This window comes from Vibrio sp. LB10LO1 (assembly GCF_010092875.1).
Classification (GTDB): domain Bacteria; phylum Pseudomonadota; class Gammaproteobacteria; order Enterobacterales; family Vibrionaceae; genus Vibrio; species Vibrio campbellii.
In genome coordinates this window covers 1-24,960 of record NZ_JAADJW010000050.1, presented here as the reverse complement: position 1 = coordinate 24,960, position 24,960 = coordinate 1, and the positions used below count along the sequence as shown (strand labels likewise).

Sequence of the window (24,960 nt, the reverse complement as noted above, 5' to 3'; positions counted from 1 at the left end):
GAGCGGGAAGTTAATGTTCCCAACGTGGACTCCGAATACATTAGCGCAAACCAACTCCGTTATTACTTAATTGTAGTTGCAATAACGGGGCGGACCATACATTTTGCATTCTTGCGGTCGTCTTTTTCGTTTAGAAGAGCTAAGCCGTTTGGCTTGGGATTTCAACCACATTATCTGGCACGTTATCTAACCCTTTCTCTGCTAACCACTTTTCCAAGTTATCAGCGCCTCCTATGTATTGACCATCCAGCCATATCTGAGGAACGGTCACCGGTGTTTTTGCACCGATAATGGCTTTCACTTCAGGGATCATTCGATAAAGTGCTGCGCTGTCTTTTACTACGTCGTGGTATTTGTACTTAATACCCGCGTCGTCAAGCAGCTTCTTGGCTTTTACACAGTAGGGGCAAGTTGCCTTACCATAAACGATGTTGCCTTTCAGTTGATCTCGTTTAGTCCACTCTGCAATGACAGATTGAACGAGCACGCCTCGATTCAGCGCTTCCCCTTGGCTGACAACTTTACCTTCAACAACTAGGATAGGGGCGTGCCAAGCTCCAAGCTTTAGTGGCTCCCACCAGTGAGACAACCAATCTTTCACTTCTAGCTCGACTGGCACATCCGCGAGCTCATTTTCAAATGTGTCAGCAAGAATATCTTTGGTTAATGTGCATTCGCCACATGGGATGTTGACTTTAAATGGTCCCCAGCTACCTGCCCAACGATACAATGTAATTTTGATTGGCTGTGTCATAAGATGCTCCTCATTTCCTTTCCTGAAAATATAGAACCCAAAACCCCAACATTTCTTTCAAATTACTTTCTTTTTTTGGCTTCCCAATGAGTAATGAAAGCAATTGAGCCGACAATGATTGCAGCACCAAGCCATAGTCGACCTGGTGGCACCCAGCTAAATACTAACCAGCCAGCAAAGACGTTAAGTGGTAACTTTGCATGGTCGAAGGGTTGTACAAATGATGCATCTGCTACCGAGTACGCTTTTACAACGGCCCATTGAGCGAGGGCTGTCAGTACCCCAGCTGCGACCAGGATTCCCCAAATATTCCAACCCTGAGGCATAACAAAGGTTGGTGCGGCCAGCAAAATATTAAATGGGGTGATCAGTAGAAGCAGGTAGACCACCATGGTTGACGGTGGATCATTGACGGAAAGCTTCTTAACCATAATGGCGTAAGCAGCCCAAAAGAATGCTGCCCCAACGGGTAAAAGAGTGGCCCAAGTAAACGAATCTGACCATGGCTCTAAGATGATCATTGCGCCAATAAAACCAGTTAGTGTCGCTACCCAACGGGCTGCCCCCACTTTTTCTTTGAGAATAATACCGGATCCGATTGTTGCGAATAAAGGAGAGGTCATTAACAGCGCGATACCTTGCCAAATTGGCACTGGGTAAGCAAGCGCCCACAACCAGAGTTGGATACCAATAACCGCCAAGAAGATGCGCAATGCGTGCCACCCAAAGTGGTTAGTACGCAGAGACTGACGAATTCCTAATGTTCGTAGATACGGCAAGATAGCAAAGAAAGCTATTGCGTATTGAAACAGTGCAAATGTTGTGGATGACACACCAAAGTGAATGCTTGCGACTTGAGCAAAACTATTAACGATGGTGAATGCCAAACCTGCGGTAAGCATCCAAGATGCGCCTTTAATAGGGTTATGATTCAATTGGATATTTCCGATTTTTAACAATGGCCAGAATCATACGTTCTATTTATGGGGGAGCCAATAAAAAAATGCCCCCCAGAGGGAGGCGACATTACCAATTCAAAGGACGTGCCTACCGAAGTAGGTACAAAGAACGAGAAGCACAAACGCTGCCATGCATTTGCTCGATCTAATCATTGCAGCTAGTGTGCCAACTTTTAATCTATTGATTTTAAAGGGAGTGAGGCGTCTGGCCTTGGGTGAGCTAGATAAAATGCACTAACTTCGGGATTTGGTGCATTAAAAGAGGGCAGTGCCTCTACAATGAATACGATCAAAAAGGCCGACACAATAGTGCCGGCCGAAAGACTCGCTATTAGGACAAGTTTTTATTAGAAGTCGTAACGTACGCCTAGACGCAGTGTGTCTTCACCTTCCGTTACTTTACCTTCTGCGTTCTTTTCTTCATCCAGTTGGTTCATGTAGTAAGAAAGGTAAGTACGGAAGTTGCTGTTCAGTTTGTAATAACCTACTAGCTCAAAGCCATCAACAGCGTCGTATTTCGCCGCGCCATTTGGATCATTTTCTTGGAAAGTGTAAAGACCAGCAACTGTGAACTTGCTTGCTAGTTTGTAGCTTGCCACCAGCTCGTAAGCAGTAAAGTCTTCTGAGTCATCCAGAGAGCCTTGTGAGTAGGTGCCTGCTAGATATAGGTTCTCAAGAGAGTAGGCGATACCGCCTAGAATTTGATCTTCTGAGTTATCTTTATCTACATCGCCACCAGAGTAAGCAAGGCCTAGGTCTAGACCCATTGGCAGAGAGTAAAGGCCAGAGATGCCGTACTTGTCTTGGCTGTCACCAGAGTTTGCTTGGTAAGTCGCTTGAACTTGCAGAGCGTCAAATTCACCGCGGTAAGCAAAAACGCTGTCTTGCTTGTCAGAAGATGAATCAATGACTTGCTGAACACCTGAGAACTCAGTGATATCCGTCATGTCTGAAATGATTACCGCGGCCATGTCTTGGCGGCCAACTGAGAAGTCGCCTGCGTCGGCACTTACACCTGCGTACATGTAACGGTTTTTGAATTCGCTTTTACCTGTTTTTTGTTCTGCTTCGTAAACACCGAAAGCTGACAGGCCGTTGCCGATATCTGTTTTACCTTTTAGGTTTAGACGTGCACGTGACTTGTCTTCCATAGTACCGTCAACTTCAGCGCCGTCTGAACCGATGAAGTCACCACGAAATTCAACACGACCACCAACTTTTAATTCAGTGCCGTCGTCTTTGTAAACTGTTGCTGCGAAAGATGGTGATGATACCAATGCTGTTAGAACTGCAGTAGTGAGTGCTGCCTTTTTCATTTTCTTATTACCCTAGTTGTAATCGATGAGCTTACTTGCTCGATTTGTGTCGATGACGCTTAAGGTAAACCGCGAAAATGAAAGATAGATTTCTGTTAAGTTATGATTTAATTGCATTTTTATTTCAAATGCATGACTGCTCTCACATTCATGAAAGTAAAAGGAAGAAGCTTTTTATCTTTTTTGATGTTTCTGTCTCACTTAGTTGACACTGTGTTTTTAAAAAAGTTCCTAATCATATTTCTTTACCCGAAATGTAACATTTTACTTCTTGAATATTTTGCTATTTCCCTAATTAACAATTACTTAATGTTTTACATATCCTTGATGTGTAACAAAATGTTTCGTTTTTTAGGTGTTGTTTTCCGAATTTGTTTATTGATTTGAGCTAAACGTTTGCCATTTTTCTTTTTTCTTACATCTTTTCACTCTGCTCTGGGGAACTTCTGAAATACATTGATTGGTAGTTGTTAAGCAAAAGTGACGCGACATTGGTGGAAGAGATGCCCCAGCCCGCTTTTGTATAAGACTGACTTATAAACTAATGAATAAATACATGGATTTTATAATGAACAAAAAATTCCTAGCAGCAGCGATCGCAGCAGCAACATTCGGTACACAAGCAGTAGCAGTGGAGCTTTACAACAACGACGGCACTACTTTCTCTATCGGTGGTCACGTTTCAGTTAACCTAAACGGTTCTGAGCAAGGTGATACAGATGTTGGCACTAACTCTCCACGTATCAACTTCACAGCAACTCAAGATCTAGGCAACGGCTTCACAGCTGACGCTCGCGGTGAGTGGGCTCTTAACTACCTAGACGGCGGTGAAGAAACGTTCACTACTCGTCTTGGCTACCTAGGCCTAACTCACGACGTATACGGTCGTGCAGTTGGTGGTACTCAATGGGCACCTTACTACGATGTAGCTGGTGTTGCTGATATGCCAATCGCGTTTGCGAACGACTTTATCTACGATGATCACGGTGCTCTAGGTACTGGTCGTGCGGACAAGATGCTTTCTTACCGCAACGCAATCGAGCTAGGTGAAGCGGGTGCAATCAACTTCGGTCTAGGTTGGCAAGGTTCTAAAGACGAATTCTCTCGTAACGAGAATGGTCAAATCGTTGGCGGTGCAGACTACGACGATCGTCTGCAAGTAGCACTTTCTTACTCAATCATGGGCGCGAAAATCGGTTATACGTACAACGGCGGTGACATCCAACAACTTGGTTATGTAGGTAAGCACTCTGCTGAATCTCACCTAGTATCTGCGGCATACGGTTCATACGGTCAAGGCCTATACGTAGCAGCAGTTTACGGTTCAAACGAAAACATGAACTTCAACGGCACACAGCGTCTAGTTGAAAGTGATGCGTACGAAGCACTTCTAGCTTACGCTCTACCAAGCAGCCTAAACCTAAGCATCAACTACGAGATGGTTGAAGGTAAAGCGTTCAACAACTCTAAGACTGAAACTGCACGTGAAGAGATGGCTGTTCAAGCTGAATACAACTTCACTTCTAAGTTTGTTGGTTACGCTGGTTACCAGTTCGACCTAAACGATGCTAACGATCGTAAAACAGACGACAAATGGGCACTTGGTGCTCGTTACTACCTATAATAGTAACCTGTCCTAGTTACTATGAAAGCCAGCTTCGTGCTGGCTTTTTTCATATCTGTTGTTTGATAAACGAGAGAGGTTCGTCTTTAAGAGTGTGAGAACAAAACGGGCTGAATGTCTTGTTTTTAACATTCCAGAGTGGGAACTAGTGGGGGCAACTCAATCAGTTAGATTATCATGTGAGTTTTGTTTTGCAGGGAAGAGCAATGAGCGTCATTCAGGTTGAAGAGAAGAAAGTCAAAGTTGGTAAAGTTCTTTGTGTGGGGCGTAACTACGTAGAGCATATTCAAGAGCTTAATAATGCCATGCCAGAGCAAATGGTTGTTTTCAATAAACCTGCGACTTCTGTTTCAACCAAACTCACCTCATTTCATCAAGAGCCTTTGCATTACGAAGCAGAGATCTGCTTTGTGATCAAAAATGGTCAATACAGTGCGGTAGGGCTCGGCTTAGATCTGACCAAACGTGGCTTACAATCGACCCTAAAAGAAAAAGGACTACCTTGGGAGCGCGCCAAAGCATTTGATGGATCAGCGGTATTCAGTCGTTTCCATTCTCTTCAAGGTGTCGATATTGACGATCTTAACTTAGAGCTTTTGATTAACTGTGTTCATGTTCAAAAAGGGCACGTTAAACAGATGCTTTACCCACCTATGAATATTCTCGATGAGTTGAAGAGTTATACAACGCTAGAAGATGGCGATGTTGTAATGACAGGCACACCAAAGGGCGTGGGAGAAGTGCATCAAGGCGATGTCTTCCTTGGGCGTTTGAAGTGTGGAGACATCACCTTATTAGAGATTGAATGGTTAGCGGCTTAGTCGCAAACTTACAACCAAATTCGAAGCAGTAAAAACGCCACCATACTCACAATGGTGGTGAGCAATACATTCTTAGTGAGGTATGCAATCACAGCAGCTAATAAGGCGGCCAATAGAAATGGATTTTGCCACGTGACGCTAAGTTCACCCTCTGGCATAAACACAATTGGAGCCCAGATTGCGGTGAGTACAGCAGGGCTTGCGTAGCTCAAGACTTTCTGAGTTCTTACTCCCAACCTAAGCGGCAATTTCGGTTCTAAGAACAGATAACGGCTGGTGAATACCAACGCTGTCATGGCTAAGATAGACAAAAAAATCATTGGCATTCCTCCAGCGTGCTTTCAAGGCTTGGTGTCTTCGTCGTAAATTGTTCCACAAAATAGCCCGTCAACATGGCGAGAATACTGGCTATCATTAAGCCTCCTTCCACTTGGTAATAGTTCAGGGTCACTGAGCTAACTAATGCCACCAACACACTGCATAACACGGGAATACTTTTTATCGTTGGGACCACAATCGCGATGAAGGTAGCTGCAACGGCAAATTCCAATCCGAGCTCATTTAATTCAGGTATCAAACTGCCTGCGACGATGCCAGTAAGCGTTGCGAAGTTCCAAAACAGATAGAAACTTAACCCAGCGCCAAGGGCGTACCATCGTTCGAATTGCTTATCGGATTGGTGCCCAGCAATGGCAAACAGCTCATCGGTAAGTAAGAACCCTAACGAAAGTCGCCACTTTAGAGGCAGAGGTGATATTTTACTGCGCATCGAAACACCGTAGAGAAAGTGGCGACAGGTAATGAAAAATGTGGCGAGCAGCATGCTGGTTAGGCCAGCGCCTGCTTTAATCATACCCATCGCGACAAGTTGCACTGAGCCTGCAAACAGAATGGCGGAGAGCGCCTGGCCTTCCAAAGGGTGTAAGCCAGTATCGATGGCAAATGACCCTGCGAGTAACCCCCAAGGTAATACGGCGATGCTCAATGGCATCATTGCGATCGTACCTTGTAAAAAGAGTGAGGACTTTGAGTCTTGATGAGTAGGCAAAATAGTATCCATAACTTCAACTTGAATAGAAAAACATGCTGTTAAGGTAGGCTGACCTCAGCATGTTGCCTTGTACAATATTGCTAACAATGCTTGATGTACTGCCCAGGTGTTACGCCCATGGCTTTTTTAAAGTGACGATGCAAATGGCTCTGATCGTGAAAGCCACATTCTTGAGCAACATCAGAAATCTTTTGCCCTAGTTTGAGCAGTTTTTTCGCCATTCTCAGTCTTTGTTGAATCTGAAACGCGTGCGGCGGAAAGCCGAATTGTTTTTGGAACTCACGCAACAAATGGAAAGGGCTCAATCCTGCGAGCTTTGCTAGCTCTTCCAAAGAAACATCGGTTTGAGGAAAGTCCTCAAGAAACTCTTTGACCAGATGCACCTGCCTTTGCGCTTTGGTTACATCTTGAAGCGAGGCTCGATGTGTACTGTGTTTGCTTGCTAGTTTGATCAGTGTGCCGTAGACAAGCGTTTCTCGCAGTAAGCGGTTATCTGACTTCTCCAGCGTATCGAACACCAACCGTAATTGGTTAGCGAGTTCCGGATCGTAAACGACGGGCTGCGGGAAGTAGGGCAAAGCTACATTGGGTGCCCCAAGTTCCTCCCCGAGCGTTTGAAACTGCTCCGGTACGGGGTACATGGCTTTATATTCCCAGCCTCCTTCTGACGCTGAGTGACCATTATGTACCTCGTCGGCGTTAACAAGAATGATGCTGTCTTGCGGCGCAATATGGTTGCCGCCAGTACGAAAGAATTGTTGTGCGCCTTTTTCAATCACACCAATGGTATAGCCCTCATGACTATGGCGAGAGAAGTTTTGCTTTTCATATTTAGCCTCGAGCAGCTCTAAACCCCCCAGCTCTTGGGCAATTTTAAACGTCGCAACTTCCTTATTCTTTTCTTTCATCTCTTTCTATTTTGCCAAGTGTCGCCTAGTGGCTTTGGAGTCTACCGGATCCATCCTGCTTATTTTTGTACAAAATTGCTATCGGTATTAAAAATAAACACCAAAAAGGTTAATTGTTTTTAAATTGAGCATTAAACATTTTGTATTTTCTGAATTTTACTTATTGGGAAGACATTTGGTCTGGTTGTTATCTATTCATTGGTATAAGATCCGCCGCCTGTTTTTGAAAGCCAGTCCCACCATGATCGATTTATCTGTACTTCCTGTTTATCTCACCGCCGTTGTTGCACTTCTTTTGTTGCCTGGACCTGACATGTTGCTGATTGCTAGCTCTAGCATGAGCTATGGTAAGAAAGTCGGTTTGTTTGCGAGCTTGGGCAATGCGACGTCGGGTGTGATTTTGACCCTATTGGCAGCAATGGGTGTCTCGACCTTGATTGCGATGAGCCCAATCGCGTTAAAAGTGCTTCATCTACTGGGTGGCGCGTACTTACTAAAAATGGGCTGGGACTGTTTAAGAGCGGATGTTTCTGCTGCACCAGAGCTTGATCAGAAAAACAAAATGGCATCGACTTACTATCAACGTGCTTTGATGAGTAACCTGTTGAACCCTAAGGCGTTGGTGTTCTTCGTGATGTTTTTACCTCAGTTTGTCTCTAGCAACATTACTGCATCTTCGGGTGAGCAAATGCTTGCGCTTGGTTTGCTGTTAAACGTACTCGGTTTGCTATTCAACATCTTGCTGGTTGCTCTGGCAGGTACACTGGGTAAAGGGTTGTTGGAAAATGACAAATTCCGTATGTACCAAGGCAAACTGATGGGCTTGGTGTTCATTATCCTTGCGATATGGATGCTCAGTAGCTTTGCGATGTAAAGTGTAGGAACAATCAGATTTTTATACAAAAGCCAGCACTCGCTGGCTTTTTGTTTTAGTATCGCACTGATTTCCAAGGAGTGGCGGTATGAAACTTGAATTTAAACTCAATCCAGAACAAAACGATCTCGATTTTATCCGTGATGGCATCCGTGCTTATAACAACATGCACCTTCCGGATGGGGATGTAGACGCTATTGGCTGTTTTGCTCGAAATAACGAGGGTAAGGTTGTTGGTGGACTCACGGGAGAAATGTTCAATAACACCGTGTTTGTTGAATACCTATGGGTTGATGTAGAGGCGCGCACGTCGGGGGTAGGAAGCAAGCTGATTGCTTTACTAGCAGAGCAAGTAAAGCCACACGGGGTGACGCATTTGTATCTCGATACTTATAGCTTCCAAGCGCTCGACTTTTACTTGAAACTGGGCTTTGAAAAAGTCGGCCAGTATTCAGGTTACCCAGCAGCAGGTATTGATAAACACTTTCTTCAAAAACAGATAGTTTGATTCTTTTTGAATAGAAAAAAGAGGCGCTCGATGCGCCTCTTTTGCTATTCGCTATTTTCACAGAATCGATGTTTCAAACTCGAATTACAAGCTTTGTTGATGTGCTTCGATCAATGCATTCATCTTCGCTTCTGCTGCTTGGTTAGCTTGCGCGTAGTCCATCTCAGTAGGGAAGTCGCTGATTACTTCGTAGTAACACTTCAACTTAGGCTCAGTGCCAGAAGGACGAACAATCACACGCGATTTGTCTTCTAGGTGATAAACCAGTACGTCACTCGCTGGCAAGTTGATGGCTTCTGTTGGGCCATCGGTTACAAAGCGAAGTGATGACTTCAGATCTTCGATCACTTCTATACGTTTACCCGCGATCTCTTTCGGTGGGTTTGCGCGCAGTTTGTCACCGATTGGTGGTGATTTCGGGTCAAGTGCAATACTGCGCTGCGCGTTAAAGTAGAAACCGTGTTGGCGGTATAACTCTTCTAACTTATCCCAAAGCGTTTTGCCTTGTGCTTTTAGCTTACCTGTTAATTGAGAGAAAGCGACCAGTGCTGACAAACCATCTTTATCCCATACCTTGTTCCCTACGGTGTAGCCAAGCGCTTCTTCGTAAGCGAATAGGAATGGATTGGCCTCTGTCTCTTGCGTCATTGCTACGTTAGTTAGCCATTTAAAGCCCGTTAGCGTTTGGTAGTATTCTGCTCCGTGTGCTTTAGCAATGCTGCTCAATAGGCGAGAAGACACGATGGTATTACCAACAAGTGCGTTTGGTTGACCTTGCAGTAAGTAATCACCAAACAACGAACCCACTTGGTCACCCGTCAGCATATGGTATTCGCCATCTGGGCGTTTTACTGCCACCGCAAAGCGGTCTGCATCAGGGTCGTTTGCGCAGGCAATATCGGCATCGACAGATTTACCTAGCGCCATCACCATGTCCATCGCGCCTGCTTCTTCAGGGTTCGGGAAATTTACCGTAGGGAACGTACCGTCCGGTTCACGCTGTTCCGAAACACTTGCCACTTTTTCAAAGCCAGCATCTGCAAGTAGTGTTTCTGCCATTTCCGCTCCGACACCGTGCATAGCTGTGTAAACAATCGAGATATCTGTGTTGCTGTCCGGTGTTAGCAGGGCATTGTCGTTCATTGTTTTGCGGTATGTTTGGTAGTACTCGTCTTCAAGCCAAACTAACAAACCTTTTTGTTTTGCATCGTCTAGTGACATCAGAGGAAGCGGTTTTGTTGTTGCCTCATCAATTCTTGCAGCAATTCCGGAATCGTGTGGTGGAATGATTTGTGCGCCATTTTCCCAGTAGACTTTAAAGCCATTGTACTCCGGAGGGTTATGGCTTGCTGTCACGACGACAGCCGCAGCCGCATTTAACTCACGAACACCGAAGGCAACAATTGGTGTTGCCGCTACCTTGTAGGTTAGGTAAACCTTGATGCCTAGGGCGGTCAGTACTGAAGCAGTATCGTGTGCAAACTGTTTGGAGTCAGGGCGACCATCGTAACCGATAACCACGCCACGAGATGAAGCATCTTTCACCTGTTCAATCAGATAATGACCGAGACCCGTAGCTGTTTCTTGAATCACTAAGCGGTTCATTCGGTTTGGGCCCGCGCCCACTTTGCCACGCAAACCAGCGGTACCAAAAGCCAAACGTGAGCCGAATCGATCTGTCAGTTCTTGTTCATTATTTGCATCGACTAGGTGCTGGAGCTCTTCGCGGGTTTTAGGGTCTGGGTCTCGTGCTAGCCACTGAGTAATTTGTGTTGTCATATTCATCTTTCCTTAGCAGGGGAAGCCTACTTGTTTAGACACTTTTATTCGTAAAGTGTCCCAATGTTTTCTTTCTTACAATGTAAATGGTTCTCAATTACATTTCAAAGAGGGCAATCGATAAACCAAATTTATTTTTCAGTCTGTACAGAATTTATTCACAGTTAATTTCTTGAAGAACTATTGAACTATAACTAGCCTTTTAACATAAATATAACAAAGAGTGCTGAAATCGTAGTTTTTATGATTTTTTGTAAATTTGTTCGATATTTGCATCGGGAAGCAAGGAAGCTGGCGCAAGCGCAGCGGCTGAGCAGAGGAGAGATCTTTTGAAAAGATTAGCAACTACTCTAGCCTTATTAACGAATGTGATTTTTATCACATTTTCTTCGTCAAGTTGGTCAGAGCAAAATGATTACAACATGACGCGGGGTGTTACGGGGATCAGTGAGCAAGTGTATGAATTACATATGCTGATCTTCTATATATGCTGCGCCATTGCCTTTGTTGTATTTGGCGTGATGTTCTATTCCATCTTCCGACACCGCAAGTCAAAAGGGGCAGTTGCGGCTAATTTCCACGAAAGCACCAAAGTGGAGATTATCTGGACCGTCATCCCAGTCATTATCCTTATCGCGATGGCGATTCCAGCAACCAAAACACTGGTGGCAATGGAAGATACTAGCCAATCTGACCTCACCATTAAGATCACAGGCTCTCAATGGAAGTGGCATTACAGCTACTTCGGCGAGGATGTCGAATTTTTTAGTCTGCTCGCAACCAGTCAAAAAGAAATTGATGGCATTGAAGCAAAAGGGGCGCACTACTTACTTGAAGTGGATAATCCGCTCGTTCTGCCTATCAATCGTAAAGTTCGCTTCTTAATGACCTCAGATGACGTGATTCATTCATGGTGGGTGCCTGACTTCGCGGTTAAGAAAGACACCATCCCGGGGTTTATCAATGAAGCGTGGACCAAGATTGATGAGCCGGGCGTCTATCGCGGTCAGTGTGCTGAGCTTTGTGGTCGAGCACATGGTTTTATGCCAGTAGTTGTTCATGCAATGGCAGAAGACGACTTTGACCAGTGGATGTCAGACAAGAAGCAAGAGCTTGCTTTACAAAAAGCGGCCGCACAAGAAGCGTTGACGCAAGATCTGTCGATGGAAGATTTGATGGGGCAAGGCGAGTCGATTTACACCGCACGTTGTGCCGTGTGTCATCAAGCAAATGGTGAAGGCATTCCGGGCGCATTCCCGGCGATTAAAGGCAGCGAAATAGCTAAAGGCCCGGTTATGGCTCACATCGATGTACTAGTAAACGGTCGTGCAGGGACAGCGATGCAAGCTTTTGCTAACCAACTTAGCGACCAGGAAATTGCTGCTGTTATTACCTATCAACGAAATGCTTGGGGAAATGACACTGGCGATACCGTTCAAGCATCCGATGTTAACGCCTTTAAGGCACAAGACAGTGCCAAGGAGGAAATATGAGTAAGCCAATTGAAAAAGTGGTGAAGTCTGCTCCTGCAGAGGCGCAAACGACCGCAAATACCACCATTGCGATTGAAGACGATCACGACCATCATCACGCGCCGAAAGGACTAACGCGTTGGCTCTACTCCACCAGCCATAAAGACATAGGTACGCTTTACTTGTGGTTTAGCTTTGCCATGTTCCTTACAGGCGGAGCAATGGCGATGATCATTCGCGCAGAGCTATTCCAACCGGGTTTGCAATTGGTTGATCCTCAGTTCTTTAACCAGATGACAACCGTGCATGGGCTAGTAATGGTATTTGGTGCCGTCATGCCTGCGTTTACTGGCTTAGCCAACTGGATGATTCCAATGATGATTGGCGCGCCGGATATGGCTTTGCCACGAATGAACAACTTGAGTTTTTGGATCTTACCTTTTGCGTTCCTCATTTTGATCGGCTCTTTGTTCTTACCGGGTGGTGGCCCTGATTTCGGCTGGACCTTCTATGCGCCACTCTCTACAACCTATGGCCCTGACAGCACGGCATTGTTTGTATTCTCAGTTCACATCATGGGTATCAGTTCCATCATGGGTGCCATCAACGTCATCGTGACGATTGTAAATATGCGTGCACCGGGCATGACTTGGTTCAAGCTACCTATGTTTGTCTGGACTTGGCTGATTACTGCGTTCTTACTGATTGCGGTGATGCCGGTATTAGCCGGTGCGGTGACCATGGTTTTAACCGACAAGTACTTTGGCACTAGCTTCTTTGATGCTGCTGGTGGTGGTGACCCAGTGATGTTCCAACACATCTTCTGGTTCTTTGGTCACCCAGAGGTATACATCATGATCTTGCCGTCGTTTGGGATTATTTCGGCAATCATTCCGGCTTTCAGTGGTAAAAAACTGTTTGGTTACCATTCGATGGTTTATGCGACTTGTAGTATTGCGTTGCTTTCATTCCTAGTCTGGGCACACCATATGTTTACCACGGGGATGCCGGTATTCGCCGAACTCTTCTTTATGTACTGCACCATGTTGATTGCAGTGCCCACGGGGGTGAAGGTATTTAACTGGGTGGCGACCATGTGGCGAGGAGCCATGACGTTTGAGACACCAATGTTATTTGCCATCGCCTTTATTGTCCTATTCACAATAGGTGGTTTCTCAGGCTTGATGTTGGCAATTGTGCCTGCGGATTTCCAGTACCATGACACTTACTTTGTTGTCGCACATTTCCATTATGTCTTGGTGTCTGGTGCGGTGTTCTCGATTATGGCGGCAGCGTATTACTGGCTACCGAAGTGGACGGGCAATATGTATGACCACAAGCTGAGTCTGTGGCATTTCTGGTGTTCCATCATCTCGGTTAACGTACTGTTCTTCCCAATGCATTTCTTGGGCTTAGCTGGGATGCCACGACGTATTCCCGATTACGCCATCCAGTTTGCTGACATAAACCAAATCGTATCGATAGGTGGTTTCGCCTTTGGCTTGTCTCAACTTATCTTCCTGTGGTTGGTGATCAAATGTATCCGTGGTGGTGAAAAAGCATCAGCCAAACCGTGGGAACGTGCAGAAGGTTTAGAGTGGACGGTGCCAAGTCCTGCTCCGCATCATACGTTCACAACACCGCCAAAAGTTGATTAAGAAAGCGTGAGGTGAGTGAGATGCAAAGTAATTCATCCAATAAGAAACTCACTATCAAGTTGCTGTTAGCGACTGCGCTGATGTTCGGCTTCGGTTTTGCTCTTGTGCCACTCTACGACATCATGTGCGATGCGCTTGGCATTAACGGTAAAACCAGTGATGTCGCAGCGATTCAACCAACAGGCATGCAAGCGGATATCACCAGAACCATTCGTGTGGAGTTCATGGCTCACGTAAGCCCAGATATGCCTTGGGAATTCAAACCCAAGGTTGTATACATGGATGTTCACCCGGGCGAAGTGATTCAAACTGAATATCTTGCATTTAATCAAAGTGGCGAAGACTTGATAGGGCAAGCTGTACCTTCCGTATCGCCGGGCACAGGTGCGGCTTACTTCAATAAAATCGAGTGTTTTTGCTTCAATCAACAACCACTGGAAGGTAAGCAACAAGCGAGTATGCCTTTGATTTTCTACATTGAACCGGATGTGCCGGATTCAATCCATACATTGACCTTGTCTTACACACTCTACAAATTTCCTCCTCAATCGGGCGAGTCGTCGGTAGTTAGCCTCTCAAGGAGTGAGCAACAGGCGGGTGAGCGTCTGTAAGGAGAGAACTTATGAGTAACAAGCCTGAGACCTATTATGTTCCTGCACAGAGCAGCTGGCCTATTGTTGGGGCGTTTGCGTTATTCCTGGTTGCGGTCGGTGCTGGGATGACGGTTCAAGGTACCCAAAGTGATGGTGCGGTTGGCACACTTGGTTGCATTATTCTCGCGGTTGGTATGCTGTTTCTGCTTTACATGCTAGCAGGGTGGTTCAGTAACGTTATCACGGAGTCCCTTACCGGAAAATACAGTGCGCAAATCACGCGTTCATTTAGACAAGGAATGAGTTGGTTCATCTTTTCAGAAGTGATGTTCTTTGGCGCGTTCTTTGGTGCTCTGTTTTACGCAAGAATGATTTCGGTACCTTGGTTAGGCGGTGCCGACAACAACTTCATGACCCATGAAGTGTTGTGGCCAAGTTTTGAGGCGATATGGCCACTCACCACGACGCCAGGTGGGGAAACAACGCAAGCTATGCCATGGCAAGGGATTCCATTAACCAACACTATCTTGCTGTTATTGTCTTCGATTACCTTACATATGGCACACATCAGCTTAGAACAAGATAAACGAACTGCACTGATTGTTTGGTTGGAAATCACTATCGTCTTGGCGGGCTTCTTCCTTTATTACCAAGCCGTTGAGTATGCGCACGCTTATCAAGACATTGGACTAACGCTGCAATCCGGTATTTACGGAAACACCTTCTTTATGCTGACGGGCTTTCATGGATTGCACGTTTGTCTCGGCACCATTTTTCTCATTGTATTGCTGTTCCGCATCGCCAAAGACCATTTCTCGCCGAAAGACCATTTTGCATTCCAAGCGGGCAGTTGGTATTGGCACTTCGTTGATGTGGTTTGGCTATGCTTGTTTGTTTTCGTTTATGTGCTGTAAAGCTAGTAAGGGCGAGGGTTAGGGGCTATCCATCCCGCCCCTAGAGCAATCAGGAGGAGTATCACGACTAACGCAGAAAACATGACACGACGACCGAGGTAATGGCTCATTGGCTTACCTTTTTTCGATGAGTCCTCTGGGTCTTCGCGAACCATTTCGATAAGCGCTTTTGCGAGGTTAAAGATGATGAAAAGCAGCAAAAGGACAAGCGTTAATTTGAACAGAAATACGGTGGACATGGCACCTCCAGTTTCGTCGTCGATATTATCGAAATGGGTTTGGGTTGCTGTCTTTTTAACTGTGGCTGTGTTTTCTCTATTGGTCAAACTCGGCTATTGGCAATTGGAACGTGGCAATGAAAAGCAGCTTTTGGAGCAAGCGATTTTAGCAAGGACAAATACCTCATATAAGGACATGTCTGAAGTATTGGAAATGAACGATTGGCGAGAAGAGAGTGTTATAGGGACTAAAGTAAAAGCGAATGTGACACCTGAACCACTCCCAATAGTTTTACTAGATAACCAGACGTATCAGAGCGAAGTGGGTTACCTTGCGTTTCAAATCGTGTCGATGTCTCATGATCCTGCGACTCTGACGTTGCTTGAACTTGGGTTTGTGAAGGGAGAACGCTCCAGAGCCGTGTTACCGAAGGTTGAACATCTGCCTGCACCATATGACATCACTGGGCGTTTGTATCGTAAATCAACTAATCCGTTAAGTTCAGATCTGATGGCTGAAATCGGCGATACGATCAGAGTGCAAAACCTCAACATCAATCAACTTAGCCAACTACTTAACATTGAGTTAATGCCAACTGTCCTTCAACCTGACAATTTAACGCAGTGGCCATATTCATTTCCTTGGAATCCATTACCTTTAACCAGTGCAAAGCACTTTGGTTATGCTTTTCAATGGTTTGCTATGGCTGGTGTATTTTTGCTTATCACAATCCTGATTTTTATCCGTTGGGTTCGACAACCACGCTCACAAGGAGGTGAGAAATGACAAATGCAGTCACGAAAGGACGAATTGTATTGGTGTCTCTGATTTGTCTATTTGCGCTCCCCGCGATTATTGCCAAGGTTGTATTGAGTCAAGGTTGGTACGAAACGGGAGTAACCAATCGAGGTGAACTGGTAGAGCCATATGTCACGCTCGAGCAATTAGGTCAGCCATCGCCGTTAGAGGAAAAAGGTTGGCAGCTAGCCTATGTGTTGCCATCGGAGTGTAAAGAGCAATGTCAGCAACAAATACATTTGATGCAGCAAAGCCATATTGCATTAGGTAAATATCAGGAGCGTGTTGTACCTGTTATATGGACTTCGGAAGAGGCGAATGACGTTGACCAGAGCATTGTCGTGATGCAAATGAATGGCACGCTTTCATCGAGAGTAAAAGCAGGCCAGATGTTGATCGTCGATCCGCTCGGGCAGCTTGTGATGTCTTACACGCCTGAAGCCAATGAGGATTTAGTAAGGTTAAGTAAGGACGTCTTGGCGGACTTACGAAAACTATTGAAGTTGTCACGCGTAGGCTAGGGAGGGGGCAATATGACGTTAAGCGGTTTGGTTAGGTTCAGCCTGTGTCTTACTCTTGTGGTCATCATGTTAGGCGCATATACGCGACTGGCTGATGCAGGGTTGGGGTGTCCAGATTGGCCGGGTTGTTATGGTCAGTTATTTGTTCCTCAAACCGAAGCCGAAGTCACGAAGGCAAATACGTTGTTTCCGGAACGAGCAGTTGAGCAAGGGAAAGCATGGCTAGAGATGATTCATCGTTACTTTGCTGGAACTTTAGGCTTGGTTATTCTGATGATGGCAATCATGGCGGTGAGAGCCGAGCGTGTCGATCCGACGATTCCGGTTTTGCTGTGCATTCTTGTCCTTGGGCAAGCGGCATTAGGAATGTGGACAGTGACATTAAAGTTGATGCCAGTGATTGTGATGCTGCACCTACTGGGTGGTTTTACGCTACTGGCACTTCAAGCGTTATTCTATTGTCAATTACAATCTCAGCGTAGCCTCTATTTCTCTCCCTCTTCGAAGAGCGTGAGAATCTTCTCATTTATCGCTTTTGGCGTGGTGTTATTGCAGGTACTGCTTGGTGGTTGGACATCATCTAACTACGCCGCCCTTATGTGCACCGCTTTACCGATTTGTGAGGGAAACTGGACCAGTTACTTATCTTGGAAAGAGGCGTTTTCTTTCTGGCAAACAGGGTTTGATAACTATGAGTTCGGTGTTCTAGATTACCCAGCACGAATGACAATTCATGTCAGTCATCGTATCGGTGCCATCATTACTGCATGTGTTGTGCTGAGTTACTGCGTATTACTATTAAAACAAGACTCACATCATTCTCAGCGCTTAGGTGTTTGGATTGGCTTAGCTTTGGTTTGCCAAATCCTATTAGGCGTTAGTAATGTTGTGTTCCAACTACCTATCTATGTAGCGGTTGCGCACAATCTCGGTGCAGCCATCATGCTTACACTTATCTGCGTTAGTCAGTTCTATCTATGGCAAGGGAAGGCTCATTGGAGTCATCAAGCGAAAGGAGTTCGCTATGAGTAAAGAAATCGCGTTACCTCTAGAAAGTGGTAAGAAAAAGATTGGTTCAACCTATTTAAAACTGACAAAGCCTAAAGTGGTCGCCCTAATGCTTATCACAGCAGTCGTTGGTATGAGCTTGGCCCCGGTCGTTGACTTCCCGTGGCTACAAGCTGCGATAGGTCTCATTGGCATTGGTTTGATGGCAGGTTCTGCGGCAGCGTTTAATCATCTCATCGATCGCCGTATTGATGCGCGTATGGCTCGAACGCACAAGCGACCATTACCTTCGGGCGATACCAATCCTATGTCTGTCGCGATTTTTGCTACTGCTTTGGGTGTGATTGGTTTTGTGTTGCTTTCTGCCTTGGTTAATCCACTGACTGCATGGATGACTTTCTTAAGTTTGCTCGGCTATGCGGTGGTTTATACCATGTACCTAAAGCGAGCAACGCCGCAAAACATCGTGATTGCGGGAATTGCAGGTGCAATGCCACCACTACTTGGTTGGACGGCTGTAACCGGAGAACTGCACGCCCATGCTTGGCTACTAGTTATGATTATCTTTATTTGGACACCACCACATTTTTGGGCGCTCGCGATTCATCGCGTCGAAGACTATCGAAAAGTGGATATTCCGATGCTCCCTGTGACTCATGGCATTGAATACACCAAAACTTCGATTCTTCTGTACACGATACTACTCACACTTGTTTGTATTCTTCCTGTGCTGGTGGGTATGGTTGGCTCGGTTTATCTTTTTTCTTCGTTGCTTCTCAATGCAGGTTTTATGTATCACGCTTGGAAATTGAAGTTTTCTCCTGAGCAGAACAGCGCTATGGAAACCTTTAAATTCTCCATTTATCACTTACTCGCTTTGTTTGTTGCTTTGTTAGCGGATCATTATCTTGGTCTGTTCTTCACGCTATAAAAGCCGTTTACTGTTGTTTCAAACCGCACTGATTAGGTGCGGTTTTTTGTTGGCGCATATATCGAAAACTACTTTGCTGGCTAACTCTTAGCGGTGCGCTCTAAACCGTTTATTCATTCCGTATTTATCCCTTGTTCTAGTAGCGGTGAGTCTATCAAGCTCTCTTTCTTTAGTGATGGAAACAGGAGGGGAAGTTTCCATTGGGTAGAGCAACACGGTTTTCCGTTTGAGCCAGTCGAGTATTGCTGAACAAAAACTTAACGTGTGAGTTAAACTGTCTGTCGCGTTTGGGAAAACAGCTCGAACCAGAAGCGTGTGGGTGCGCAAGTGTGAGGTTTGATTTAAGCAGGAAGCGAGTTGAGGGCGTCTTAGCTGTAAATGGTGCTGACGTGAACAAATACGAAGCAAACAAAAAGGGATGCCGAAGCACCCCTTAGACTAGAGAAAAGAGTAGAAACTCTTATTCTGGTTGTACAAGTTCTTCGTACTGGAACTCAGGTACTACAACTTCAACACGACGGTTTTGTTCACGACCTTCGTGAGTGCTGTTGTCAGCAACTGGATTTTCTTCACCCATACCTGTAACCGTGAAACGGTCTGCATCGATACCTGCTGCGATTAGGTAATCTGCAACAGCTTGTGCACGGCGCTCAGACAGTTTTTGGTTGTAAGCTGCTGGACCAGAGCTATCTGTGTAACCAGTGATTTCAACTTGAGCTTGTGGGTACTCGTTCAAGAAGTTAACGAAGTTGTCTAGACGCTCAGATACTGAGTCAGTTAGTTTCGCACTGTCGAATTCAAACGTACCTGAACCGTACTCTTCTTTGTGCGTTTTCGTCATCATTACTGGTTCTTCTTCAAGAACTTCTTCTGTTACTACTGCCGCTACAACAGGCGCTGCTGCGAACTTGTAGTTAAAGCCGATACCGAAGAAGTTAGCATCCATATCATCTAGCACATCGTCAGAGATGTCTTGGTAACGTTGGTATTCCGCACGAACGCTCCAGTTTTTGTCGATAGTGTACTCAGCACCCAATGAACCCGTTGGTACAAAGTCTTTCTCATCACCAGAAATCATGTAAGCACCACCGATTTTCGCGAATAGGTTCCACGTATCGTTTAGATGCCAGTTGAATTTAGGTGCAAGAGTTAGTGCCCAAAGGTCGCCGTCAATCGTATCAACTGTATTAGCCCCTGACTTGAAGTTAGCTTTGTAGTCACCTAAGTAATCAACGCCATACTCAAGACCAATGATATCGGTAAAATCGTAACCGATGTGCATTCCGGCACCGAAAGCATCATCATCACAAGGGCTGTTTAAATAGCAAGCATCATCTAAAGTAGTCATGCCCACTTTGCCCCCGATATACATTTCAGCTTGAGCAGAGTTAATTAAACCACCAGCTACCACTGCTGCTACTGCAATTGCTACTTTTTTCATAGTGTTTCCTTGTATTGATTGCATATTAATTTCTACTTTGTTTTAACAATTAGAGTAAAACTAGGTAGTTATAAGAAATTAGTTTAATATTCATTTAATTTAACATCAAGCAACATTATCTTAGAACTTGCTACAATTTTCGTCGCGAACTTCCTCACAAACTTCTGATATTTCTTACATTGTAGACAATATTTTTAAAATTTTAAGAAAATAACTAATTTTATTGAACTTTTTTTGTAAACTTAAATGTACGCCGTGTTTTGAAGTGAACGTTAGTTGTTAATTTGCATTTTTTTAGAAAAAGTGATTGCAAGTCTACTGTTAAGTCGATAAGTTATTTCCATCGACACAATTAAATGAGCCTACAGCCCTTGTTATTGCTTGCTTTGTGAACAATGTTGCAATGAGTAAAGTTTGGGCAAAATAGTGGGTCAGGGATAGTAATTAGGAAGTAGAAGTAATGTTTCAAACTGATGATGTAAGAATTAATAAAGTAAAAGAGCTATTGCCACCTGTTGCAGTGCTTGAGAAATTTCCGGCAACCGAAACTGCTTCCACAACGACGTTTGAATGTCGCAACGCCATCCACAATATTCTTGAAGGCAAAGATGACCGTCTGCTTGTGATCGTTGGCCCGTGTTCTATTCACGATCCAGAAGCCGCGGTTGAGTATGGTAAGAAATTGAAAGTACTTCGCGACGAACTCGGTGAGCAACTAGAAGTAGTGATGCGCGTTTACTTTGAAAAACCGCGCACAACGGTAGGTTGGAAAGGCCTAATTAACGACCCGTACCTAAATGACACTTACAAGCTAAACGACGGTCTTCGTATTGGTCGTAAGCTGTTGCTTGACTTAACAGACATGGGCCTTCCTACTGCAAGTGAATTCCTAGATATGATCACGCCACAGTACGTAGCGGACCTTATTAGCTGGGGTGCTATCGGTGCACGTACGACTGAATCTCAGGTACACCGTGAGCTAGCGTCAGGTTTGTCTTGCCCAGTTGGCTTCAAAAACGGTACAGACGGCAACATCAAAATCGCGAGTGATGCAATCCGTTCAGCAAGCGCATCTCACCACTTCTTATCAGTTACTAAGTACGGTCACTCTGCGATTGTTGAAACGGCGGGTAACCCGGATTGTCATATCATCCTTCGTGGTGGTAAAGAGCCTAACTACAGTGCGTCTCATGTAGCGCAAATCAAAGACGAGCTAGACGCGGCGGGTCTACCGAAGAAAGTGATGATCGACTTTAGTCACGCTAACAGCTCTAAGCAGTTCAAACGTCAGATGTTGGTTTCTGATGACGTATCAGAGCAGATCTCTGGCGGCGAAGATGCTATTTTTGGCGTGATGATCGAATCTCATCTTGTTGAAGATCGTCAGGACTTAGTTGACGGTAAGGCAGCAACTTACGGGCAATCCATTACTGATGCATGTATCGGTTGGGAAGATACTGAAACGGTTCTACGTCAGCTATCGGATGCAGTAAAAGCACGTCGCGCTAAGTAAACATAAGCGTTTCTAATCTTTCAAAAGCCAGCAGTTCGCTGGCTTTTTTAATATCCCAGCAATATGAAAATTCACCTGTTGCACATATTCGATGTGTTTTAGTTTTAAATCAGTTATGGTGTCTAAATAGGTTAAAAAAGACTCAAGGAATGAGATGAATCGAAACGTCTGGCTACTATCGCTTTGCCAAGCTTTATTGATGACAGGGAACATACTGCTGATTTCCGTCATTGCGTTGATCGGCAAACAAATTGCGCCCTCATCCAGTATGATCACTCTCCCTGTGGCGCTGCAGTTTCTTGGTTTGATGTCAGCGACCATTCCTGCCTCTCTAATAATGGGGAAGCTAGGCCGTCGTTTGGGTTTTAGCTTGGGCAACGTTATTGGAATCCTAGGCGCCTCATTAGCAACTTATGCGCTGTCACTAGAGAACTTCACGTTGTTTTGTACTTCTACTTTTTTATTAGGAGTAGGGATTGGCTTCGGTACGCTCTATCGATTTGCTGCGATTGAAGTTTGTGATGAATCTGCGAGGCACCGCGCAATTTCTATCTCTATGGCGGGGGGAGTATTGGCGGCGGTACTGGGACCAAACCTCGCTGTCTACTCACAGAAGTGGTCAAGTGATGGTCTATATATTAGCGCCTTTGCCGTATTAATTGTCTTGTATGTTGTTGCGCTAATTCTACTCCAAACTATTCGATTTCCCGCTGCGCATACTCAGAGCTTTCGTGCAAAAGTAGACTCGATCAATGTGATTGTGCGTCGTCCAAATTTTATGATCGCAGTTCTAGCTGCGATGGTTGCTTATGCCGTAATGAATATCTTAATGACCGCAACTCCGTTAGCGATGATTGGCTGTGGCTTTGACTTCACCAGAGCGGCTGGCGTGATTGAATGGCATGTCTTGGGCATGTTTGTTCCTGCTTTCTTTACTGGCAGCTTGATTGAGAAGTTTGGCGCGAAGAGGATGATATTGGCTGGTGGAGTTCTATTTATTGCGTGTATCGCAATTAACATGCATGGGCTTTCTATTTGGCATTTCAGTACCGCGTTGATCTTACTCGGGGTTGGATGGAATTTCATGTTTATCGCCGCCACAAGCTTGTTTAGTCAGAGTTATGAAGCAAAGAACAAGAGTAAAGCACAGGCGTTTAATGAGTTTTTCGTTTTTAGCTGCGTCACCGTTACTGCGCTTTTGTCTGGTTGGTTGGAATCTACCGTAGGATGGCAGAACTTGAATTTGTATGTCCTGCCTTTTGTACTATTGGTAATGGGAATATTTATTATCAAAGCAAATAATAACTCTGAATCTCAAGTTGCATAAATCAACTTCAAGATTTTATAAGACCCAGTTATGTACGCTGGGTCTTTTTTGTCTATCGGCTCACAACCCACAAAATAATTGGTTAATTATTGTTATCTACGTAAGTTTTTTAGCCTTGGAATGTCGCATCAGTGAGGTTTTTTCTCTAGCATTTTGTAATAAATATAACAATCGTGTATATATCCTGTCGCAATTTAATAATAACTACAGAAGCCTCATCTATGTCAGCCTTAACTTCCAATAAAGCTCAAGAAACTCTCGTAGGAGATTCTGACGAACTGGTCTCCACTACCGATCTCAAAGGTGTTATCACTTATTGCAATGATGCATTTTGCAGAATCGCTGAATACAGTCACGATGAACTGCTCGGACAAAACCACAATGTCGTACGCCATGGTGACATGCCTAAAGCGGCATTCGGAGATATGTGGGCTCGTCTAAAACAAGGCAAAGCGTGGCGCGGAATTGTAAAAAATAGCACGAAGTCGGGTGGATATTACTGGGTGGATGCTTATGTAACGCCCATTTATGAAGGCCACCAAGTTGTGGGATATCAGTCGGTTCGTGTAAAGCCAAAGCGAGAGTGGGTGGTCATTGCTTCTCAAGCATATCAGGGCTTATTGAAGGCTGAAAAATCTGGCCGTGCTTGGACCTTGAAACTGAGTGATACGTTGCGTTATGCGATTCTACTTGGTGCGCTTGCGGCACCAACAGCTGGCTTCGCTTTTTCACTTGAAGGACCTTTGGCTTGGCTTGCGACATTGCTCCCGGCTGGGGTGCTCGCAATGTTGTTCCGCCAAGAGCTTATTGATACACCACTGCAATTTAAAAAGCTGCAAGCGCAATACGATAGCGTGAGTCGCATAGTGTATTCAGGTAATAAACCGTTCTCGATTGCAGATTTTCATATAAAGATGCTCTCTGCTCGTATTCGTACTGTCCTTGGACGTATGACAGATTCAGCTGTGCCATTACAAAACTGTGCTGAAGAGTTGAGTCACACAACAGCGGAAGTCTTGTCTGCACTGACTCAGCAAAACAACGATATTCACGAGGTTCGTGACGCGGCCGATTCAATGGAAGCATCTGCCAACTCGGTTTCATCTAGTTCTCATGAAGCCCATGTATTGATTGATGACACTTTGAAATCTTGTTTGATGGCGAAAGACACGATTGATCAAACTCATACCAACCTAGCGCAGCTTAGTTTACAGGCGGAGAAAGCCACAGAGACGACTTATCAACTGAGTGATCAAGCGCAGAAGGTAAGTCAATTAATGGAAGAGATAGGTGGTATTGCCGATCAAACGAATCTGCTAGCGCTTAATGCAGCAATTGAAGCAGCACGAGCGGGTGAACAAGGTCGCGGCTTCGCCGTGGTTGCCGATGAAGTGAGAGCGCTATCTGGACGGACTTCGAATGCAACTGAGCAAATTAAAGCATCCATTGAAACCATGTTGATGACGATTCAGGGCTGGCAGAAAGACATTATCGCTAACAAAGATCAAACGGATACATGCTCACAAGTTGCAGAGCAAAGTGCGTTGCGTTTGTCGGAAGTAGAGCAGATGATGCAAACCATGAGTGGGTTGATGGTGAATGTCGCGGATTCTGCTAATAAACAACTGCAACTGTCTAGCAATGTGAATCAACACATTCATTCGATTGCTTCTACCGCGGAGCAGAACTTAGCGGCAACACATTCTGTAGAGCAAAACAGTAAGCAGTTGAAAGAGCAAGTCCAAGATTTCTATCGACTAGCCATTCAGTTTGAAGAGAAGTGATACGAACTAGAACTAGATCGTTGAATCGTCGTTCAAAATGAACAGATAAAATAAAGCCCCGCTACAGAGAGCGGGGCTTTTCAGTTTTCAAATTCGCAATAGAGAAAACTGATAATTCTAAGCGATTAAGCTAGCAGTTCTTTTGCTGTGTTCACTACGTTTTCTACAGTGAAACCAAACATTTCGA

Annotated in this window: 24 protein-coding genes; 15 read left to right on the top strand and 9 right to left on the bottom strand. The window is 45.0% G+C overall.

Features of this window, described 5'->3' with window-relative positions; genetic code table 11:
* Nucleotides 1-139: 139 nt before the first annotated feature.
* The 3 genes from GXP65_RS23095 to GXP65_RS23085 form a co-directional block, all read right to left on the bottom strand.
* Nucleotides 140-754 (bottom strand): glutaredoxin, encoded by a 615-nt coding sequence (locus GXP65_RS23095; protein ID WP_162093822.1) that lies wholly within the window; start codon nt 752-754, stop codon nt 140-142.
* A gap of 62 nt (nt 755-816) precedes the next feature.
* Nucleotides 817-1,656, bottom strand: a complete 840-nt coding sequence (locus tag GXP65_RS23090; RefSeq protein WP_162093824.1) for a DMT family transporter — start codon at nt 1,654-1,656, stop codon at nt 817-819.
* A 404-nt stretch (nt 1,657-2,060) separates the two neighbouring features.
* Nucleotides 2,061-3,029 (bottom strand): porin, encoded by a 969-nt coding sequence (locus GXP65_RS23085; protein ID WP_005426000.1) that lies wholly within the window; start codon nt 3,027-3,029, stop codon nt 2,061-2,063.
* A 568-nt stretch (nt 3,030-3,597) separates the two neighbouring features.
* On the opposite strand from GXP65_RS23085, the gene GXP65_RS23080 reads away from it, so the two are divergent.
* On the top strand, nt 3,598-4,653 hold the full coding sequence (locus GXP65_RS23080; RefSeq protein WP_162093821.1) for a porin: 1,056 nt from the start codon (nt 3,598-3,600) through the stop codon (nt 4,651-4,653).
* 206 nt (nt 4,654-4,859) lie between these two features.
* Nucleotides 4,860-5,474, top strand: a complete 615-nt coding sequence (locus GXP65_RS23075; protein WP_051117036.1) for a fumarylacetoacetate hydrolase family protein — start codon at nt 4,860-4,862, stop codon at nt 5,472-5,474.
* Nucleotides 5,475-5,482: 8 nt separating this feature from the next.
* On the opposite strand, the gene GXP65_RS23070 is transcribed toward GXP65_RS23075, so the two are convergent.
* The 3 genes from GXP65_RS23070 to GXP65_RS23060 form a co-directional block, all read right to left on the bottom strand.
* Nucleotides 5,483-5,794 (bottom strand): AzlD domain-containing protein, encoded by a 312-nt coding sequence (locus tag GXP65_RS23070; protein ID WP_045372582.1) that lies wholly within the window; start codon nt 5,792-5,794, stop codon nt 5,483-5,485.
* Complete coding sequence (locus GXP65_RS23065; protein ID WP_162093820.1) at nt 5,791-6,534, bottom strand: AzlC family ABC transporter permease; 744 nt, start codon at nt 6,532-6,534, stop codon at nt 5,791-5,793. The genes GXP65_RS23070 and GXP65_RS23065 overlap by 4 nt, the downstream gene beginning before the upstream one ends.
* A 71-nt stretch (nt 6,535-6,605) precedes the next feature.
* Nucleotides 6,606-7,433, bottom strand: coding sequence for an AraC family transcriptional regulator (locus tag GXP65_RS23060; protein WP_005425996.1), 828 nt, complete (start codon nt 7,431-7,433; stop codon nt 6,606-6,608).
* A 241-nt stretch (nt 7,434-7,674) separates the two neighbouring features.
* Here GXP65_RS23060 and GXP65_RS23055 point away from each other — a divergent pair, with 241 nt between their 5' ends.
* A complete protein-coding gene (locus GXP65_RS23055; protein WP_038889655.1) occupies nt 7,675-8,307 on the top strand; it encodes a LysE family translocator in 633 nt (210 codons plus the stop codon).
* Between the two features lie 88 nt (nt 8,308-8,395).
* The gene (locus GXP65_RS23050; protein WP_162093819.1) at nt 8,396-8,815 is read left to right on the top strand and encodes a GNAT family N-acetyltransferase; all 420 of its coding nucleotides are present in this window, start codon (nt 8,396-8,398) and stop codon (nt 8,813-8,815) included.
* An 84-nt stretch (nt 8,816-8,899) separates the two neighbouring features.
* Here the strand turns inward: GXP65_RS23050 and GXP65_RS23045 are convergent, their stop codons facing one another.
* Nucleotides 8,900-10,594: a phospho-sugar mutase gene (locus tag GXP65_RS23045; RefSeq protein WP_162093818.1), complete on the bottom strand. Its 1,695-nt coding sequence runs from the start codon at nt 10,592-10,594 to the stop codon at nt 8,900-8,902.
* Nucleotides 10,595-10,923: 329 nt separating this feature from the next.
* Here GXP65_RS23045 and coxB point away from each other — a divergent pair, with 329 nt between their 5' ends.
* From coxB to GXP65_RS23025, 4 genes are read left to right on the top strand one after another with little or no spacing between them, the layout of a single operon-like run.
* Nucleotides 10,924-12,087, top strand: coding sequence for a cytochrome c oxidase subunit II (gene coxB / locus GXP65_RS23040; RefSeq protein WP_079401337.1), 1,164 nt, complete (start codon nt 10,924-10,926; stop codon nt 12,085-12,087).
* Nucleotides 12,084-13,724, top strand: a complete 1,641-nt coding sequence (gene ctaD / locus GXP65_RS23035) for a cytochrome c oxidase subunit I (protein ID WP_162093817.1) — start codon at nt 12,084-12,086, stop codon at nt 13,722-13,724. Before coxB ends, ctaD begins: the two co-directional genes overlap by 4 nt.
* A gap of 20 nt (nt 13,725-13,744) precedes the next feature.
* On the top strand, nt 13,745-14,335 hold the full coding sequence (locus tag GXP65_RS23030; RefSeq protein WP_162093816.1) for a cytochrome c oxidase assembly protein: 591 nt from the start codon (nt 13,745-13,747) through the stop codon (nt 14,333-14,335).
* Nucleotides 14,336-14,346: 11 nt separating this feature from the next.
* Nucleotides 14,347-15,231, top strand: a complete 885-nt coding sequence (locus GXP65_RS23025) for a cytochrome c oxidase subunit 3 (RefSeq protein WP_162093815.1) — start codon at nt 14,347-14,349, stop codon at nt 15,229-15,231.
* A gap of 2 nt (nt 15,232-15,233) precedes the next feature.
* On the opposite strand, the gene GXP65_RS23020 is transcribed toward GXP65_RS23025, so the two are convergent.
* Nucleotides 15,234-15,470, bottom strand: a complete 237-nt coding sequence (locus GXP65_RS23020; protein ID WP_005425979.1) for a DUF2909 family protein — start codon at nt 15,468-15,470, stop codon at nt 15,234-15,236.
* On the opposite strand from GXP65_RS23020, the gene GXP65_RS23015 reads away from it, so the two are divergent.
* Genes GXP65_RS23015 through cyoE form a run of 4 tightly spaced genes read left to right on the top strand, consistent with a single transcriptional unit; the run spans nt 15,469 to nt 18,708 of the window.
* Complete coding sequence (locus GXP65_RS23015) at nt 15,469-16,236, top strand: SURF1 family protein (protein ID WP_162093823.1); 768 nt, start codon at nt 15,469-15,471, stop codon at nt 16,234-16,236. The genes GXP65_RS23020 and GXP65_RS23015 overlap by 2 nt on opposite strands.
* Nucleotides 16,233-16,769 carry a cytochrome oxidase biogenesis cluster protein gene (locus GXP65_RS23010; RefSeq protein ID WP_162093814.1) on the top strand — a complete coding sequence of 179 codons (537 nt, stop codon included), beginning with the start codon at nt 16,233-16,235 and terminating at the stop codon, nt 16,767-16,769. The genes GXP65_RS23015 and GXP65_RS23010 overlap by 4 nt, the downstream gene beginning before the upstream one ends.
* A gap of 12 nt (nt 16,770-16,781) precedes the next feature.
* Nucleotides 16,782-17,801 (top strand): COX15/CtaA family protein, encoded by a 1,020-nt coding sequence (locus tag GXP65_RS23005; protein ID WP_162093813.1) that lies wholly within the window; start codon nt 16,782-16,784, stop codon nt 17,799-17,801.
* Nucleotides 17,794-18,708 carry a heme o synthase gene (gene cyoE, locus GXP65_RS23000; RefSeq protein WP_162093812.1) on the top strand — a complete coding sequence of 305 codons (915 nt, stop codon included), beginning with the start codon at nt 17,794-17,796 and terminating at the stop codon, nt 18,706-18,708. Before GXP65_RS23005 ends, cyoE begins: the two co-directional genes overlap by 8 nt.
* A gap of 460 nt (nt 18,709-19,168) precedes the next feature.
* Here the strand turns inward: cyoE and GXP65_RS22995 are convergent, their stop codons facing one another.
* Complete coding sequence (locus GXP65_RS22995) at nt 19,169-20,149, bottom strand: OmpA family protein (protein ID WP_005425922.1); 981 nt, start codon at nt 20,147-20,149, stop codon at nt 19,169-19,171.
* A gap of 460 nt (nt 20,150-20,609) precedes the next feature.
* Here GXP65_RS22995 and aroG point away from each other — a divergent pair, with 460 nt between their 5' ends.
* The 3 genes from aroG to GXP65_RS22980 all read left to right on the top strand — a co-directional run bounded on the left by aroG (nt 20,610) and on the right by GXP65_RS22980 (nt 24,773).
* Nucleotides 20,610-21,662: a 3-deoxy-7-phosphoheptulonate synthase AroG gene (gene aroG / locus GXP65_RS22990; protein ID WP_012129738.1), complete on the top strand. Its 1,053-nt coding sequence runs from the start codon at nt 20,610-20,612 to the stop codon at nt 21,660-21,662.
* Between the two features lie 154 nt (nt 21,663-21,816).
* Nucleotides 21,817-22,989, top strand: a complete 1,173-nt coding sequence (locus GXP65_RS22985; RefSeq protein ID WP_162093811.1) for an MFS transporter — start codon at nt 21,817-21,819, stop codon at nt 22,987-22,989.
* A 221-nt stretch (nt 22,990-23,210) separates the two neighbouring features.
* On the top strand, nt 23,211-24,773 hold the full coding sequence (locus GXP65_RS22980) for a PAS domain-containing methyl-accepting chemotaxis protein (protein WP_162093810.1): 1,563 nt from the start codon (nt 23,211-23,213) through the stop codon (nt 24,771-24,773).
* Nucleotides 24,774-24,960: the final 187 nt, after the last annotated feature.

What these genes read in the sequence shown, in the direction of transcription:
- GXP65_RS23015 (WP_162093823.1), top strand. Translation starts at nt 15,469, where the DNA reads ATGGCACCTCCAGTTTCGTCGTCGATATTATCGAAATGGGTTTGGGTT.
- GXP65_RS22995 (WP_005425922.1), bottom strand. Translation starts at nt 20,149, where the DNA reads ATGAAAAAAGTAGCAATTGCAGTAGCAGCAGTGGTAGCTGGTGGTTTA.
- GXP65_RS23085 (WP_005426000.1), bottom strand. Translation starts at nt 3,029, where the DNA reads ATGAAAAAGGCAGCACTCACTACTGCAGTTCTAACAGCATTGGTATCA.
- GXP65_RS23055 (WP_038889655.1), top strand. Translation starts at nt 7,675, where the DNA reads ATGATCGATTTATCTGTACTTCCTGTTTATCTCACCGCCGTTGTTGCA.
- GXP65_RS23020 (WP_005425979.1), bottom strand. Translation starts at nt 15,470, where the DNA reads ATGTCCACCGTATTTCTGTTCAAATTAACGCTTGTCCTTTTGCTGCTT.
- cyoE (WP_162093812.1), top strand. Translation starts at nt 17,794, where the DNA reads ATGAGTAAAGAAATCGCGTTACCTCTAGAAAGTGGTAAGAAAAAGATT.
- GXP65_RS22985 (WP_162093811.1), top strand. Translation starts at nt 21,817, where the DNA reads ATGAATCGAAACGTCTGGCTACTATCGCTTTGCCAAGCTTTATTGATG.
- GXP65_RS23045 (WP_162093818.1), bottom strand. Translation starts at nt 10,594, where the DNA reads ATGACAACACAAATTACTCAGTGGCTAGCACGAGACCCAGACCCTAAA.
- GXP65_RS23025 (WP_162093815.1), top strand. Translation starts at nt 14,347, where the DNA reads ATGAGTAACAAGCCTGAGACCTATTATGTTCCTGCACAGAGCAGCTGG.
- aroG (WP_012129738.1), top strand. Translation starts at nt 20,610, where the DNA reads ATGTTTCAAACTGATGATGTAAGAATTAATAAAGTAAAAGAGCTATTG.
- GXP65_RS23060 (WP_005425996.1), bottom strand. Translation starts at nt 7,433, where the DNA reads ATGAAAGAAAAGAATAAGGAAGTTGCGACGTTTAAAATTGCCCAAGAG.
- ctaD (WP_162093817.1), top strand. Translation starts at nt 12,084, where the DNA reads ATGAGTAAGCCAATTGAAAAAGTGGTGAAGTCTGCTCCTGCAGAGGCG.
- GXP65_RS23005 (WP_162093813.1), top strand. Translation starts at nt 16,782, where the DNA reads ATGACGTTAAGCGGTTTGGTTAGGTTCAGCCTGTGTCTTACTCTTGTG.
- GXP65_RS23070 (WP_045372582.1), bottom strand. Translation starts at nt 5,794, where the DNA reads ATGATTTTTTTGTCTATCTTAGCCATGACAGCGTTGGTATTCACCAGC.
- GXP65_RS23090 (WP_162093824.1), bottom strand. Translation starts at nt 1,656, where the DNA reads ATGCTTACCGCAGGTTTGGCATTCACCATCGTTAATAGTTTTGCTCAA.
- GXP65_RS22980 (WP_162093810.1), top strand. Translation starts at nt 23,211, where the DNA reads ATGTCAGCCTTAACTTCCAATAAAGCTCAAGAAACTCTCGTAGGAGAT.
- GXP65_RS23030 (WP_162093816.1), top strand. Translation starts at nt 13,745, where the DNA reads ATGCAAAGTAATTCATCCAATAAGAAACTCACTATCAAGTTGCTGTTA.
- GXP65_RS23080 (WP_162093821.1), top strand. Translation starts at nt 3,598, where the DNA reads ATGAACAAAAAATTCCTAGCAGCAGCGATCGCAGCAGCAACATTCGGT.
- GXP65_RS23010 (WP_162093814.1), top strand. Translation starts at nt 16,233, where the DNA reads ATGACAAATGCAGTCACGAAAGGACGAATTGTATTGGTGTCTCTGATT.
- GXP65_RS23065 (WP_162093820.1), bottom strand. Translation starts at nt 6,534, where the DNA reads ATGGATACTATTTTGCCTACTCATCAAGACTCAAAGTCCTCACTCTTT.
- GXP65_RS23075 (WP_051117036.1), top strand. Translation starts at nt 4,860, where the DNA reads ATGAGCGTCATTCAGGTTGAAGAGAAGAAAGTCAAAGTTGGTAAAGTT.
- GXP65_RS23050 (WP_162093819.1), top strand. Translation starts at nt 8,396, where the DNA reads ATGAAACTTGAATTTAAACTCAATCCAGAACAAAACGATCTCGATTTT.
- GXP65_RS23095 (WP_162093822.1), bottom strand. Translation starts at nt 754, where the DNA reads ATGACACAGCCAATCAAAATTACATTGTATCGTTGGGCAGGTAGCTGG.